The 14254-nt window shown below is 61.0% G+C and carries 18 protein-coding genes; 10 read left to right on the top strand and 8 right to left on the bottom strand.

Annotated elements, in window-relative coordinates; translation table 11 throughout:
- Nucleotides 1–7: 7 nt before the first annotated feature.
- The 3 genes from ABDB84_RS18530 to ABDB84_RS18520 form a co-directional block, all read right to left on the bottom strand.
- Complete coding sequence (locus ABDB84_RS18530; RefSeq protein ID WP_345921264.1) at nucleotides 8–406, bottom strand: type II toxin-antitoxin system VapC family toxin; 399 nt, start codon at nucleotides 404–406, stop codon at nucleotides 8–10.
- Nucleotides 403–645, bottom strand: a complete 243-nt coding sequence (locus tag ABDB84_RS18525; RefSeq protein ID WP_345921263.1) for a type II toxin-antitoxin system Phd/YefM family antitoxin — start codon at nucleotides 643–645, stop codon at nucleotides 403–405. The genes ABDB84_RS18530 and ABDB84_RS18525 overlap by 4 nt, the downstream gene beginning before the upstream one ends.
- 102 nt (nucleotides 646–747) lie before the next feature.
- The gene (locus ABDB84_RS18520; protein WP_345921262.1) at nucleotides 748–2034 is read right to left on the bottom strand and encodes a glycerate kinase type-2 family protein; all 1287 of its coding nucleotides are present in this window, start codon (nucleotides 2032–2034) and stop codon (nucleotides 748–750) included.
- Between ABDB84_RS18520 and ABDB84_RS18515 the strand changes: the two genes are divergently transcribed.
- Entirely contained in the window at nucleotides 2021–3214 is a 1194-nt protein-coding gene (locus tag ABDB84_RS18515) for a LysR family transcriptional regulator (protein WP_345921261.1), read from the top strand. The genes ABDB84_RS18520 and ABDB84_RS18515 overlap by 14 nt on opposite strands.
- Before the next feature lie 45 nt (nucleotides 3215–3259).
- Here the strand turns inward: ABDB84_RS18515 and dctA are convergent, their stop codons facing one another.
- Nucleotides 3260–4591 (bottom strand): C4-dicarboxylate transporter DctA, encoded by a 1332-nt coding sequence (gene dctA / locus ABDB84_RS18510; RefSeq protein WP_345921260.1) that lies wholly within the window; start codon nucleotides 4589–4591, stop codon nucleotides 3260–3262.
- Between the two features lie 454 nt (nucleotides 4592–5045).
- Between dctA and ABDB84_RS18505 the strand changes: the two genes are divergently transcribed.
- On the top strand, nucleotides 5046–6119 hold the full coding sequence (locus tag ABDB84_RS18505; RefSeq protein ID WP_345921259.1) for a tartrate dehydrogenase: 1074 nt from the start codon (nucleotides 5046–5048) through the stop codon (nucleotides 6117–6119).
- Nucleotides 6120–6204: 85 nt separating this feature from the next.
- On the opposite strand, the gene mnmA is transcribed toward ABDB84_RS18505, so the two are convergent.
- Nucleotides 6205–7329, bottom strand: a complete 1125-nt coding sequence (gene mnmA, locus ABDB84_RS18500) for a tRNA 2-thiouridine(34) synthase MnmA (RefSeq protein ID WP_345921303.1) — start codon at nucleotides 7327–7329, stop codon at nucleotides 6205–6207.
- Nucleotides 7330–7388: 59 nt separating this feature from the next.
- Entirely contained in the window at nucleotides 7389–7835 is a 447-nt protein-coding gene (locus tag ABDB84_RS18495; protein WP_345921258.1) for an NUDIX hydrolase, read from the bottom strand.
- 105 nt (nucleotides 7836–7940) lie between these two features.
- On the opposite strand from ABDB84_RS18495, the gene ABDB84_RS18490 reads away from it, so the two are divergent.
- The 7 genes from ABDB84_RS18490 (at nucleotide 7941) to ABDB84_RS18460 (ending at nucleotide 12765) form a co-directional block, all read left to right on the top strand.
- Nucleotides 7941–8861 carry a branched-chain amino acid transaminase gene (locus tag ABDB84_RS18490; RefSeq protein WP_345921257.1) on the top strand — a complete coding sequence of 307 codons (921 nt, stop codon included), beginning with the start codon at nucleotides 7941–7943 and terminating at the stop codon, nucleotides 8859–8861.
- Nucleotides 8862–9030: 169 nt separating this feature from the next.
- Entirely contained in the window at nucleotides 9031–9228 is a 198-nt protein-coding gene (locus tag ABDB84_RS18485) for a zinc-finger domain-containing protein (protein ID WP_345921256.1), read from the top strand.
- A 67-nt stretch (nucleotides 9229–9295) separates the two neighbouring features.
- The gene (locus ABDB84_RS18480; RefSeq protein ID WP_345921255.1) at nucleotides 9296–9826 is read left to right on the top strand and encodes a class IV adenylate cyclase; all 531 of its coding nucleotides are present in this window, start codon (nucleotides 9296–9298) and stop codon (nucleotides 9824–9826) included.
- The gene (gene waaF / locus ABDB84_RS18475) at nucleotides 9826–10845 is read left to right on the top strand and encodes a lipopolysaccharide heptosyltransferase II (protein ID WP_345921254.1); all 1020 of its coding nucleotides are present in this window, start codon (nucleotides 9826–9828) and stop codon (nucleotides 10843–10845) included. The genes ABDB84_RS18480 and waaF overlap by 1 nt, the downstream gene beginning before the upstream one ends.
- Nucleotides 10842–11315 (top strand): YiiD C-terminal domain-containing protein, encoded by a 474-nt coding sequence (locus tag ABDB84_RS18470; protein WP_345921253.1) that lies wholly within the window; start codon nucleotides 10842–10844, stop codon nucleotides 11313–11315. The genes waaF and ABDB84_RS18470 overlap by 4 nt, the downstream gene beginning before the upstream one ends.
- Nucleotides 11312–11743 carry a YybH family protein gene (locus ABDB84_RS18465; protein WP_345921252.1) on the top strand — a complete coding sequence of 144 codons (432 nt, stop codon included), beginning with the start codon at nucleotides 11312–11314 and terminating at the stop codon, nucleotides 11741–11743. The genes ABDB84_RS18470 and ABDB84_RS18465 overlap by 4 nt, the downstream gene beginning before the upstream one ends.
- A gap of 80 nt (nucleotides 11744–11823) precedes the next feature.
- A complete protein-coding gene (locus tag ABDB84_RS18460) occupies nucleotides 11824–12765 on the top strand; it encodes a hydrolase (protein ID WP_345921251.1) in 942 nt (313 codons plus the stop codon).
- Nucleotides 12766–12786: 21 nt separating this feature from the next.
- On the opposite strand, the gene ABDB84_RS18455 is transcribed toward ABDB84_RS18460, so the two are convergent.
- Complete coding sequence (locus ABDB84_RS18455) at nucleotides 12787–13005, bottom strand: putative motility protein (RefSeq protein WP_345921250.1); 219 nt, start codon at nucleotides 13003–13005, stop codon at nucleotides 12787–12789.
- Nucleotides 13006–13043: 38 nt separating this feature from the next.
- Nucleotides 13044–13541: a YajQ family cyclic di-GMP-binding protein gene (locus ABDB84_RS18450; RefSeq protein ID WP_345921302.1), complete on the bottom strand. Its 498-nt coding sequence runs from the start codon at nucleotides 13539–13541 to the stop codon at nucleotides 13044–13046.
- 367 nt (nucleotides 13542–13908) lie between these two features.
- On the opposite strand from ABDB84_RS18450, the gene ABDB84_RS18445 reads away from it, so the two are divergent.
- Entirely contained in the window at nucleotides 13909–14250 is a 342-nt protein-coding gene (locus tag ABDB84_RS18445) for a hypothetical protein (RefSeq protein ID WP_345921249.1), read from the top strand.
- Nucleotides 14251–14254: the final 4 nt, after the last annotated feature.

The following is a 14254-nucleotide window of genomic DNA, read 5'->3' as shown; positions in this document are numbered from 1 at the left end:
GTCCGTATCAGTTATTCAGTTGAATGGGGGCGCCGCTGGCGGCATAGGCGGCCAGTTGCGCATCAGCAGTCAGCAGCGGCAGGCTCTCGACCTTGGACTGCGCCGCCAGAATGCGGTCAAAAGGATCGCCGTGCAGCGGCGGCAAACCCGCAACCGCCAGCGCGTGCTCGCTGCTGATCGCCAGTTCGGCATAGCCATTGGCGAGCAAGCCGCGCCGCAGGCGATTGGCGTCGACCTTGAAGTCGTCACGCCCGAGAGCGCCTTTGATGACGACTTCCCAGATGCTCGCCGCACTGAACAGGAAGTCGTGCTCATCGGCCACCAAGAGTGTGCGTACCGCTGCCGGCAAGCACGGCGAATCGCCGGCCGCCCACAGCAGCAGCTGGGTATCGAGCAGGTATCTCATGCGCTTTCGAACAGCGCGGCCACCGCCGCAGTTTCCATCTGGTCGAAATCATCGGGCAGCACCAGCTCACCGGCCATGAAGCCGATGCGCTGCCGGCCCGGCAAGTCTTCGGCGCTCAGTGCAACAACCTTGACCATCGGCTTGCCGGCCTTGGCAATGATGAAGGGCTCACCTGCCGCGGCCTGATCGACCAGGCGCGAGAGCTGGGTCTTGGCATCGTGGATATTGATGGCTTGCATGAATGCGGAAACCAGAACTAAGTCTGGTTAGTCTAGTTTAATCCCGCATCACAAACAACACAGACTGCGGCCCCGACCGGGGAGATCGGGCCGCATCGTTGATCAGGCTTGAGGCAAAATCAGCACGGCCCGGAAGTCATTGACGTTGGTCAGGGTCGGTCCGGTGATGATGGAATCACCCAAGGCGCTGAAAAAGCTATGCGCGTCATTACCGTCGAGAAAACGGCGGGCCTGCATCTCTTTAGCCCAAGCACGGCTCAAGGTGCTGGCATCGATGTAGGCCCCCGCAATCTCCTCCATCCCATCGACCCCGTCGGTATCGCCCGCCAGCGCGGAAATACCCGGTGCCGAGTCCAGCGCAAGTGCCAGCGACAACAAAAATTCGACATTGCGCCCGCCCCTGCCCTGACCACGCACGGTGACCGTCGTTTCACCTCCGGAAAGCAACACGCAGGGCAGCTGGAAAGGGGAACTTTGCGTTGCGGCCTGGAAGCTGATTCCAGCCATCACCTTGCCCACATCGCGCGCCTCGCCCTCCCATCGATCACCCAGAATGTAGGCGTGAATGCCACGCGCCCGAGCAAGGTTGGCCGCCGCCTGCAAGGACAGCGAAGGCGCCGCAATCATGCGCAACTCGTTGCGCAGCAGACGCGGATCATCAGGTTTGACGCTCTCCCCCGCACCCGAGCGCAGAACAGCCAGCACGCTGTCGGGCAGCGCGATGCGATAGCGGCTGACGATTTCCAGTGCGTCCTGGCAGCTTGTCGGATCGCCCACCGTCGGCCCCGAGGCAATGTCCACCGGCATGTCGCCGGGGATGTCGGAAATCATCAGGCTCACCACCCTGGCCGGGTAACAGGCTGCCGCCAGCCGCCCGCCCTTGATTTTCGACAGGTGACGGCGGATGCAATTCATTTCCGAGATCGTGGCGCCGCTCGCCAGCAAGGCGCGATTGACCGCCTGCTTCTCGTCCAGCGTGATGCCGTCAAGCGGCAAGGGCAGCAGTGCTGAACCGCCGCCGGAGATCAGGCAAATCACCAGATCGTCCGCCGTCAGATCGCTCACCAGATCGAGGATGCGCTGTGCGGCCAGCATGCCGGCTTGGTCAGGCACCGGATGCGCGGCCTCGATGACTTCGATCCGCGAAGTCGGTACGCCATACCCATAGCGCGTCACTACGGCACCGCACAAAGGGCCGTCCCAGTTCTGCTCGACACCGCGTGCCATGCTTGCTGCGGCCTTGCCGGCACCAATCACGACCGTGCGTCCCTTGGGGCGCTCGGGAAGATTGCGCGCGACACAATCCTCCGGCTTGGCGGCCGCAATGGCAGCCTGGAAAAGCGATTCGAGAAAGTCACGCGAAGTGGCGTGATCAATGGCGGTGTTCAAAGCGAGTCTCCTTCATCATGGCATCCACAAAACCCGGGTGTTCTGGCTTCGCGCTGAAATGCCGTTCTGTTCTTTTATGCTTGCAGGCATCGGGCGTAACATGCGAGACCCGCCTGAAGCGCGACGCAAGGCAGCGGTTGCCAGCGCTCTGCACGAAGCGCTTGTGCAGCGGCCTTGCCCGATTGAATTTAAGGCAAAGACCAAGCTGCTTGGCCGCCTGAAAATCACTCTGTTGGTTCCATTGGGTTATCAATCAATGAGCACGCTGTCTGAACTGAAGTTTTTTACACAAGTGGTGAAGCTTGGCAGCCTGACCGCTGCGGCACGCGAACTGGACCTCACGCCACCGGCCGTCAGCAAACGGCTTGCGCAGCTGGAGGCACGCCTCGGCGTTCGCCTGCTGAACCGCACGACACGCCGGATCAGCGTCACCAACGAGGGCGAGGTCTATCTGAGCCATGCGCAACGCATCCTCTCCGAGATCGAAGAAATGGAGCAGATGGTCACCAGCAGCCGCGTCGCCCCGAAAGGCTTGCTGCGGGTGAACACCACGCTCGGCTTCGGGCGCTGCTATATCGCCCCGCGAATTTCCGCGTTTCTCAAGCAGTATCCGGAAGTCGAAGTACAGCTGATCCTGACGGATCGTCCGCAAAGCCTCAGCGAGGGAGAATTCGATGTCGTGGTCCGCTTTGGCGAACCGCCGGACTCACGCATCATTGCTCGCAAGATCGCACCGAACCAGCGCTTTCTCTGCGCGGCACCCAAATATCTGGCCCAGTTTCCCGCCCCGCAAACGCCTGAAGACCTGACTCGCCACAACTGCATCGTGCTGCGTCAGAACGACACGGCTTACGGGATCTGGCGCTTCACACACGAGGGGCAATCGACGACGGTCAAGGTGCGCGGCAACCTCAGCTGTAACGATGGCGAAGTGGCCCTGATGTGGGCACTAGAAGGCCACGGCATCCTGATGCGCGCGGAATGGGATATCGCGAAGTATTTGCGTAGCGGACGCCTGGTACGTCTGCTGGAAGACTATGAATTGCCCCAGGCCAATATCTACGCGGTCTATCCGGAGCGTCACTACCTGTCGGCCAAGGTAAAGGCCTTCATCGATTTTCTGGTTGCCGAGTTCGCCGTCCCGCCTGACTCGCCAAATCAGGAGGAGAGACGCTGGTAAGGCGCCTCTCCTCAGATCACACCCTGCTAAGACGCAAGCGATGGATCAGCCGGCGGCGGGCAGCGGAGCATGGTCGTCGCCGGTCCCCGCGCCGGCGTAGATCTCGGCCAGCCGATCCTGCGTCATCGGGGTATTCAGCGCGGCATCCATCTTCTCCTTGTCGAGCGAGCCTACAAGCTTGCCGACAACCAGGGTCGCCACACAGTTGCCAATCGTATTGGTGATGGCACGCGCCTGCCCCATGAACATATCAACACCCAGCAGCAAAACCATGCCAGCCACCGGGATCTTGCCAAGAGACGCGAGGGTGGCCGCCAAGGTAATGAATGCCGTTCCCGACACCCCGGCCGAACCCTTGGAGGTCAGCAGCAACACGCTCAGAACAATCAGCTGATCCGTCAGGGTCAGGGGCGTATTGGTCGCCTGGGCAATGAAAATGGCAGCCATGGTGAAATAGATGCACTGCCCGTCAGGATTGAACGTCAGGCCAGAGGGAATCACCAGGCCGACAACGGATTTGCTGACTCCGGCATGCTCCATCTTGCGCATGCATTGCGGCACCACGGACTCCGAAGAAGCGGTGCCCAACAGCACGAAGATCTCATCCTTGATGTAGACCAGAACCTTGGTAATCCGCAGGCCAAACACGCGACACACCAGGCCGAGAATGACAAATACAAAGACGGTACACGTCAGGTACATCGTCCCCATCAACTTGCCCAGCTGCACCAGGGTACCCAGACCATATTTGCCGACCGTGAAGGACACCGCGCCAAATGCAGCAATCGGCGCATAACGCATGACCATGTTCACGATCTTGAACATGGCATTGGCAAAAGAGTCGAGCACCTCCACAACGATCTTGCCACGCTTGCCAGAATGAGACAGGGCAACACCGAAGAAGATCGAGAAGGTCAGGATTTGCAGAATGTTGTTTTTCGCGAAGGCATCGATAACGCTGGTCGGGAAAATGCCGAGGAAAAAGTCCATCCCCGAAGCCATCTTGGGCGCATTGGTGTAGGCCGCGATGGCGTGCGAGTCCAGCGTCGAAGCATCAATATTCATACCCACACCCGGCTGCATGATATTCACAAGCACCAGGCCAAGCGCCAAGGCCAGCGTGGACAGAATTTCAAAGTACAGCAAGGCCGCACCGCCGACCTTGCCCAGCTCCTTCATGCTCTCCATCTTCGCAATGCCCAGAACAACCGTGGCGAAGATGACCGGCGCAAACACCATTTTGATCAAGCTGATGAACACCGTGCTGAACGGCTTCAATTGCGCGCCAATTGCCGGTTCGAACGCGCCGACCAGCACCCCCAACAACACGCCGGTAATCACCTGGACGTAGAGAGACTTGAATCTAGACAACAACATGGCTCCTCCTTAATGCACTTGGAATAATGTATGAAAGTGCTTTTATGTCCCCACGATCGATACCTTCTGCCTATCGAACGCTGTGCAGACTGTAGCCGTGAGCCTCCCTCGCCAGATCAGCCAACATTCACTTCGCTCTGTCCATAAAGTTAATAATTGCAACAATAAACAAAATTTATCCAACAAGACACGGACACGCTGTGCGTGGAGGCCCGCAGGCAGTGCCCGCACTTGATCAAGCTGGCCAACCTGATTGCAGAATCAGCACCCAGCCGCCAGGCATCGGAGAGACGGCCCGTGCGCAAGGCACGGCATTGCCCGGCGCATCGCTGCGCACCGAAGCACACCAAGCCGATTGATAAATCCAGGTTATCTATGAATTAAGTCTGGCGGCGGGTCTGGGGAAGCTGCATTCCTACAATGGCCCCACCATTCACAACACAAGGTGCTAACAATGAAGACATATCGCATTGCCACGATTCCGGGCGACGGCATCGGCAAGGAAGTGGTTCCCGCCGGCCGCCAGGTTCTGGCCGCACTGGCCAAGACCAGCAGCACGTTCAATTTCGAATTCGAGGATTTCGACTGGGGTGGCGACTACTACCGCATCCACAACGTCATGATGCCCGACAACGGTCTTGAGCTCCTGCGCAACAAGGATGCGATTCTCTTCGGCTCCGCTGGCGACCCGGACATCGCCGATCACATCACGCTGTGGGGCCTGCGCCTGAAGATCTGTCAGGGCTTTGATCAATACGCCAATGTGCGCCCCACGCGCATTCTTCCGGGCATCGATGCGCCGCTCAAGCGCTGCAAGACAGAAGACCTGAACTGGGTGATCGTGCGCGAAAACTCCGAAGGGGAATACTCGGGTGTGGGCGGTCGTGTGCACCAAGGCCACCCGATCGAGGCTGCGACGGACCTGTCGATGATGACCCGTGTCGGCGTCGAGCGGATCATGCGTTTCGCATTCAAGCTGGCGCAATCACGTCCGCGCAAGCTGCTCACGGTGATCACAAAGAGCAACGCCCAGCGCCATGCAATGGTCATGTGGGACCAGATCGCCAAGGAAATCTCGACCGAATTCCCCGACGTCAAATGGGACAAGGAACTGGTCGACGCCTCGACCGTCCGCATGGTCAATCGCCCGGCCTCGCTGGACGTGATTGTCGCCACCAATCTGCACGCCGACATCCTCAGCGACCTGGCCGCCGCACTGGCGGGCAGCATGGGCATTGCACCAACCGGCAACATCGATCCGGAGCGTCGCTATCCGTCGATGTTCGAACCGATCCACGGCTCGGCTTTCGACATCATGGGTAAAGGTCTGGCCAATCCCGTCGGCACTTTCTGGTCTGCAGTGATGTTGCTTGAGCACATCGGCGAGCCTGAAGCGGCGGCACGCTTGATGAAGGCCATCGAGCACGTCACGGCCAACCCGGCACTGCACACGCGTGATCTGGGTGGCACCGCAACAACGGTGCAAGTCACCGAAGCGGTATGCGCCTATCTGGCCGCACACGCCTGAGTCCGTGCAATAGCTAACGGCCCCCTGAGCGTCACCAAGACGCACAGGGGGCCGTGTTCTTTTCTCCGTCTGCCTTACGCAGGAATCACACAGATGCCAACGCATCCAGTGCTGCATTCATGATGATACCGCCACCCAGACACACGCGGCTCTCGTAGAGCACCACCGACTGCCCCGGCGTGACCGCCCATTGCGGTGCAGCGAAGGCGATTTCGGCCTGGGTTTCGCTCAGCGCGTCGATCTCGCAGGGTTGGTCCGGCGTGCGGTAGCGCGGCTTGGCGGTGTAGACCCAGTTGGTGCGCGGCGCGCGGCCAGCGATCCAGTTGAGGTCGCCGGCGATCAGGCGCTCGCGCTGCAGTGCCGGGTGTTCGTGACCTTGCACGGCGTAGAGCACATTGGCCTTCATGTCCTTGGCCGCCACGTACCAGGCGTCGTGCTCGCCGGCCGTGTCATTGCCCTTGATGCCGCCAATGTGCAGGCCCTTGCGCTGGCCGATGGTGTGGTACATCAGGCCTTCGTGCTCGCCGAGCAGGCGGTTGTCGTCGAGCGCGCGAATTTCGCCCGGCTTGGTCGGCAGGTAGCGCATCAGGAATTCGCGGAACGGGCGTTCGCCGATGAAGCAGATGCCGGTCGAATCCTTTTTGTCATGCACATGCAGGCCGGCTTTCTCGGCGATGCCGCGCACATCGCGCTTGTAGACATTGGCCAGCGGGAAGATTGTCTTCGCCAGCTGCGCCTGGTTCAAGCGATAAAGGAAGTAGCTCTGGTCCTTGGTGCCGTCTTCCGCTTTCAGCAACTGGAATTCGGTGCGCCCGTCACTGCGCCACTCGCGCACGCCGGCATAGTGGCCGGTGGCGATCTTCTCGGCACCCAGCTGCATGGCGTGATCGAGAAAGGCCTTGAACTTGATCTCGCTATTGCACAGCACGTCCGGATTGGGCGTGCGGCCGGCTTCGTACTCGCGCAGGAAGTCGGCGAACACGCGGTCCTTGTATTCCTTGCTGAAGTTGACGACTTCCAGGTCGATGCCGATCACGTCGCAGACCGAGGCAACGTCGACCAGATCTTCGCGGGTCGAACAGTATTCGCTGTCGTCATCGTCTTCCCAGTTCTTCATGAACAAGCCGGTGACCTCGTAGCCCTGCTGCTTGAGCAGAAGCGCCGCCACCGCCGAGTCCACGCCGCCGGACATGCCGACCACGACCTTCATTCCATTACCGTCCACTGCCATATCGAATCCGTTCCACTTCATTGCGGGCGCAGCGCGCCTCAGTCGTAATGCCTGATCAGTTCCAGCGGGAAAGCCTGCCCCGCCAGGTAATCACGCACGCATTGCATCACCAACGGGCTGCGGTGCCGCGCTTCCTGCTCTTCCAGCTCTTCAGGCGTCAGCCACACCGCGCCGATGATGCCGGTGTCCAGCGCAAGGCTGCTCTCATGCCCGCGCAGCTCACAGGCAAAAGCAAAGCGCAGGTAGGTCAGATCACGATCCGGACGCGGCCACTGGTAAATGCCGACCAGGGCCGTCGGCACGACGCGGTGCGCCGTTTCTTCCAGCGCCTCGCGGATGCAGGCGGCGAGCAGGGATTCCCCCGCTTCAAGGTGGCCGGCGGGCTGATTCAGACGAATTCCCTGGTCAGTATGTTCCTCGACCATCAGGAAGCGCCCCTCGCGCTGCACGACGGCAGCAACCGTCACATCGGGTCTCCAGACCATGCCGAACTCCGTTGAACGCCAAAGCCGACATTCTACGTCTCGTCCAAAGGGTCCGCTTGCGCTAAAATCGCGTCTTTGACCGAAAACTGAAGGGGAGCAAGGCTCATGTCGATGGCTGATCGCGACGGATTCATCTGGATGGATGGCAAGCTTGTGCCTTGGCGCGAGGCAACCACGCACGTACTGACGCACTCCCTGCACTACGGCCTGTCGGTGTTCGAAGGCGTGCGCGCTTACAACACCAATCGTGGCACGGCGATCTTCCGCCTCAAGGAACACACCGACCGGCTGTTCAATTCGGCCCACATCTACATGATGAAGATCCCGTTCTCCAAGGACGAGATCAACGAAGCGCAGAAGGAAGTCGTGCGCGCCAACAAGCTCGAGAGCTGCTACCTGCGCCCGATCGCCTTCTACGGCTCGGAGAAGATGGGCATCTCGACACGCGGCGCCACCGTGCATGTGGCCATCGCCGCCTGGCCCTGGGGCGCCTACCTGGGCGCGGAGGGTCTGGAAAAAGGCATCCGCGTGAAGACTTCGTCCTACGCCCGCCACCACGTCAATGTGACAATGGCGCGTGCCAAGGCCGCTTCGACCTACGCCAACTCGATCATCGCCAACCTCGAAGCCACGCAAGACGGCTACGACGAAGCCCTGCTGCTCGACACCGAAGGCTTCGTGGCTGAAGGCGCTGGCGAGAACCTCTTCGTCATCAAGGACGGCGTGATCTACGAACCCGAGATCGCCTCGGCGCTGATGGGCATCACCCGCAACACCATCCACACCCTGGCCAAGGAACTCGGCTACACGGTGCAGACCCGCCGCCTCACCCGCGACGACATCTACATCGCTGACGAAGCCTTCTTCACCGGCACCGCCGCCGAAGTGACGCCGATCCGCGAGCTGGACAATCGCCAGATCGGCATCGGCTCGCGTGGCCCGATCACCGAGAAGATCCAGGCCCGCTTCTTCGACCTCGTCAATGGCCGCCTGCCCGAGCACGATGCCTGGCTGGCATTTGTCTGATGGGGCATAAATCTACTGCGCCCGCCGATCCTGACACTGCGATGCTCACCGTACCTGCGTACGGCTGCGCTTCTCCTGTCAGCCTCGGCGCGCTCGCGACGATTTCTGCCCCATCACACGCACACGCATTCGTTCAAAAAAACTGCCTCCACTGAGTCAAGGAGTTCTCATGCCGGAAAACCAAGACAAAACGCAACCCATCGCAGTGAGCGCGCACGAACTGCCCCTGCACTGTCCGCAGCCTGACGCACCGCTGTGGGCACGCCATCCGCGTGTCTTCCTCGATGTCACCAAGACGGGCGATGCCAAGTGCCCGTACTGCGGCGCGCATTATGTATTGCAGGGCGAAGCACCGAAGGGCCACTGAGCCCACTGCTGCATCAGCTTGAAAGGGCCGTTCGCGGCCCTTTTTCACAGGATCCTTCCGACTCCGCATGGCAAGAAATACCGAAATCAAGGCGCGCGTTGCCGACCCTGTCGCCCTCTTCGAGCGTGCCGCGCGCATCGCCGACAGCGGGCCGATTGCCATCTTTCAGGACGACACCTTCTTCCACTGCAGCAACGGGCGCCTGAAGCTGCGTGACTTCGGCGACGGCCGTGGCGAACTGATCTTCTACCAGCGCCCCGATCAGCACGGCCCCAAGGAATCCTTCTACGTGCTGTCGCCCAGCGCTTCGCCCGCCAGCCTGCGCGAAGCACTGGGCCTGGCGCATGGCATCAGCGGACGCGTCATCAAGCAGCGCAGCCTGTTCCTCGCCGGCCAGACCCGCATCCACCTCGACGAAGTGCAGGGCCTGGGCCATTTCATGGAGCTTGAGGTGGTCCTCGACGAGACGCAAAGCAGCGCGGATGGCGTGCGCATCGCCGAAGCGCTGATGCGCGAACTGGGCATCGACGCCCGCGCGCTGATCGACGGTGCCTATGTCGATCTGCTGCGCGAGACCACGCCAAAGGAAGTCGCCTGATGCGCATCCTGATCATCGCCCCCTCGTGGATCGGCGATACGGTGGCCGCCCAGCCGCTGTTCATGCGCCTAGCCCAGCGCTATCCGGCCGCGCGTATCGACGTGCTCGCGCCGCCCTGGGTCGCCGCCACGCTGCGCGCCATGCCCGAGATCAATGGCGAGATTCTCGACAACCCCTTCGGCCACGGCGCCCTGCGCCTGCGCGCACGCTGGGCGCTGGCGCGACAGCTCAAAGCGCGCGGCTATGCGGCCGCCTACGTGCTGCCCAACTCGCTCAAATCAGCGCTGATTCCGTTTTTCGCCGGCATCCCAAAGCGCGTCGGCTTCACCGGCGAATCGCGCTACGGCCTCATCAATGTGCGCCACAGCTTGGACAAAGCGGCCCTGCCGCTGCAGGTCGAACGTTATGCGATCCTCGCTGAAGTGCCGGGCCAGGCGCTGCCGCGTCCCCTGCCGCAACCGCGTCTGAGCGTTCGCGCCAGCGACATCGCCGCGACCCTGCAAGCGCTGGGTCTGAGCGCCAGCCCGGCGCCCGTGGTGTTCTGCCCCGGCGCCGAATACGGCCCGGCCAAGCGCTGGCCAGAGCAACATTTTGCGGCGCTGGCCCGCCAGCTCGCTGCCCAGGGCACACCGGTGTGGCTGCTCGGCTCGAAGAAGGACGCCATCGTCGGCGATGAAATCGTGCACCTTGCTGGTGGGCAAAATGCGGGCGCTGCACACAATCTGTGCGGCGTCACCGGCCTCGATCAAGCCCTGCATCTCATCGCCAGCGCGCGACACGTGGTCACCAACGACTCGGGCCTGATGCACGTCGCCGCCGCGCTGGACGTGCCACTCACCGCGCTGTTCGGCTCCTCCAGCCCTGGTTACACACCGCCCCTGTCGGCCAAGGCAAAAATCATTTCGCTCAAGCTCGAATGCAGTCCCTGCTTCAAACGCGAGTGTCCGCTGGGCCACCTCAAATGCCTCAATGACATCTCGCCGGAACAGGTCTTTGCTAGCGTAGATGCCCACTCGTGAGCTTGAGCACAATGAATCCCGACTTCCTGCAAGACTACCTTTACGCGCATATCCCGATCTCGCAGGCCATGGGCGTCAAGGTGCATGCGCTGACCGACAACAGCGTGAGCCTGTGGGCGCCGCTCGCGCCGAATATCAATCATCGCGGCACCGCCTTCGGCGGCAGCATCTCGACCCTGGCCACGCTGTCGGCCTGGTCCCTGCTGCGTGTCGGCGTGCACGACATTTCGCCGCTACCAACACTAGTGGTGCGTCGCAACAGCGTGGAATACCTCAAGCCGATCGAGGGGGAATTCATCGCCACCGCCACGCGGCCCGACGCCGAAAGCTGGCAGATATTTCTCGACACCCTGCACGCGCGCGGCCGTGCCCGGCTCAGCCTTGAAGCGCTTGTGCATTATGCAGATCAAGAAGCCGCGAGCTTTTCCGGCGTGTTCGTAGCGCTTGGTGTAGCATCCACCCCGACATGAGCAAACCGATCTACACCTCGCCCGACGAAGCCGAGCAGGCGTTCTACGAAGCACTCGCCCGCGGCGATCTCGAAGCCATGATGAGCGTCTGGTCCGAAGACGAAGAAGTCGTCTGCATCCAGCCCGGCGGCTCGCGCTTCACCGGTCTGGCCGCCATCCGCGAAGCCTGGCGTCAGCTCTTCTCTGCAAGCGTCAAAATCCGCGTGCACATCAGCCATCCGGTCAAAACCCAGGCCATGCTGCTGGCCGTGCACTGCGTGCTCGAACACGTCAGCATCGAAGGCGAAGACACCATGGCGCCGCCGATGATCGCCACCAATGTGTACTCGCGCGGTGCGCAGGGCTGGCAGATCATCCTGCACCACACCTCGCCGGCGCCGGACACCGAAGGCCTGCTGCTGCAAGAGACTCCCCGCGTGGTGCACTGAGGCCGCCGCGCCCTTCAGGACACAGCCAAGACACGCCGCAGGCTTTATGCTCTGCACTGCAACATCATCCGGATCACGGCATGTCCTACGAATCTCCCGCCTGGCTGCTTAACGGCCACCTGCAGACCATCTGGCCGCTGCTCATCAAGGGCAGCCTGCCCAAACTCAAGCGTCGCCGCTGGGAAACACCCGACGGCGATTTCATCGATCTGGATTTTCTGCCACACCAAGACCAGGCGCCCCTGGTCGTGCTGTTCCACGGTCTTGAAGGTTCGAGCCGCAGCCACTACGCCCGCGCCCTACTGCGCAAGCTCGCCACCAAAGCCTGGAACGGCGTGGTGGTGCATTTTCGCGGCTGCTCCGGCGAGCCCAATCGCTTGCTGCGCGCCTATCACTCGGGCGACGCAGACGAGATCGACTGGATCCTGCAGCGCCTGGCACTGCAATATCCCGGCGTGCCGATCTACGCCGCCGGCGTATCGCTGGGCGGCAATGCCTTGCTGTGCTGGCTTGGCAGTCGGCCGCATGCCTACAAACTGATTACCAAGGCCGCAGCGATTTCTGCGCCGCTGGACCTGAGCGCCGCGGGCATCCACCTGGCGCGCGGCTTCAACAAGATCTACACACGCCATTTCCTGCGCAGCATGCGCGCCAATGCACGGCAAAAAGCGCAGCAGTTCCCCGGGCAGTTCGATGCCGAACGCGCCGTCCACGCCGATACCCTGTTTGATTTTGATGACGCCTACACCGCGCCAGTGCACGGCTTCGGCAATGTACACGCCTACTGGAAGCAGGCCTCGGCCAAACCCAGGCTGGCCGACATTACCCTGCCCACGCTGGTGATCAATGCGCGCAACGACCCCTTCCTGCCGGCACAGCATCTGCCGCACAAACATGAGGTATCGCCACTGGTCACCCTCGAACAGCCCGCACAAGGCGGGCATGTCGGCTTCGTCAGCGGCGCCTTCCCCGGCAATCTGGACTGGCTGCCGGAGCGGCTGATCAGCTACTTCGAGCGCTGAAGCCGCCGCGCGAGCCCGCCCTCAGGCATAGGTATCAACATTGGCGCCGGGCTGGCCCACTGCCGGTTTGACCGGCTTGGCCGGCTCGGGCAAGGACTGGATCACCTGCTGGATGTTCTGCTCATCCTGATCCATCGATTTGCGCAACAGACGCAACTGCGCCTGACCACGCACATCATCGAGCTTTTCGGTACTCAAGCCCCGGGCCACACTATCCGTCACACTGCCAAGTGCATCCATGGCAACACTCCTTCAAAACGCGACGCCGGGCGAGAGCGTCATTCACGGAAATTGCCGAACTGCAAGGGAAAATCGGTCACCGACTTCTTCAGCATGGCGATGGTTTCCTGCAGCACATCACGCTTGGCGCCGCTCACACGCACGGAATCGCCTTGAATGCTGCCCTGCACCTTCAGCTTGCTGTCCTTAATCAGACGAACGATCTTCTTTGCCAGCTCGGCATCGATACCATTCTTAACGACCACGGCCTGCTTAACTTTATGACCGCCTATCGTCTCGACATCTTTGCGCTCCATGCAGCGCACATCGACATTACGCTTGACGAACTTGGTGGTCACGATATCCCACACCTGCCCCAGCTGGAATTCGCTGTCGGCATACAACTCCAGCGAGCGATCCTTATCCTTGCCCACCAACTCGATCCGCGCGTCCGAGCCTTTGAAATCAAAGCGATTGGTCACTTCCTTGTTCGACTGATCAACCGCGTTATGCACCTCGACCCAATCAACTTCATTGGTCACATCAAATGAAGGCATGAACAACTCCCCAAAAACAAACACATCCGTCACGGTGCCGCCCACATGAGCACAACCCGACGCCCGGGAATATTTTACCCGGCTATCGGCGCGCTTCTTGCATGAAAGGGCATGTCGACAGTCAAAACTCGACACATGTAGTAAATTTGCTGCGGTGCTGCATTTTTCCACACAGCATCCGTTAAAAGTCAGGTCTTATGCATTTTCAAGACTTTACAAGCAAGCGTGATTGACCTAGCATTTACCCTAGGTCAATTGGCCAATTGACTTAAAGACTTTCAAAAGGATCCTTTTATGAACAAATTTGCTATTGCATTGATTGCAGGCCTGTTTGCGGCGAGCTCCGCATTCGGCCAAGCTGTTGAAGGTGGCGGTGCTGCTGCAGGTAGCGGTGCTGGCGCTGGTGCTGGTGCTGCGGCCGGTGGTGCAGCCGCTGCAGGCACGACTGCTTCGACCGGTATCATTGGCAGCATCTCTGCAGCAACCGGCCTGTCGGCTGGCGCTGCAGCGGCTGCTGCCGGCGTTGCTGCTGCTGCTGCTGTTGGTGCAGCCGTTGCGGTTGCTTCGAGCAGCGACAACAACACCACCACGAGCCACAGCGGCGGCAATCACTAAGCTGCTTCGCTTCGGCACAAAAGCCCGCGCTTGCGCGGGCTTTTTCATGTTTAAATCCGGCCTGACCCCGCCTGCAGCCACCTACGATGCTTGATCTA

Origin of the sequence: Uliginosibacterium sediminicola (assembly GCF_039631295.1) — a bacterium.
Lineage (GTDB): Bacteria > Pseudomonadota > Gammaproteobacteria > Burkholderiales > Rhodocyclaceae > Viridibacterium > Viridibacterium sediminicola.
This window is presented reverse-complemented; position numbering and strand designations above follow the sequence as displayed.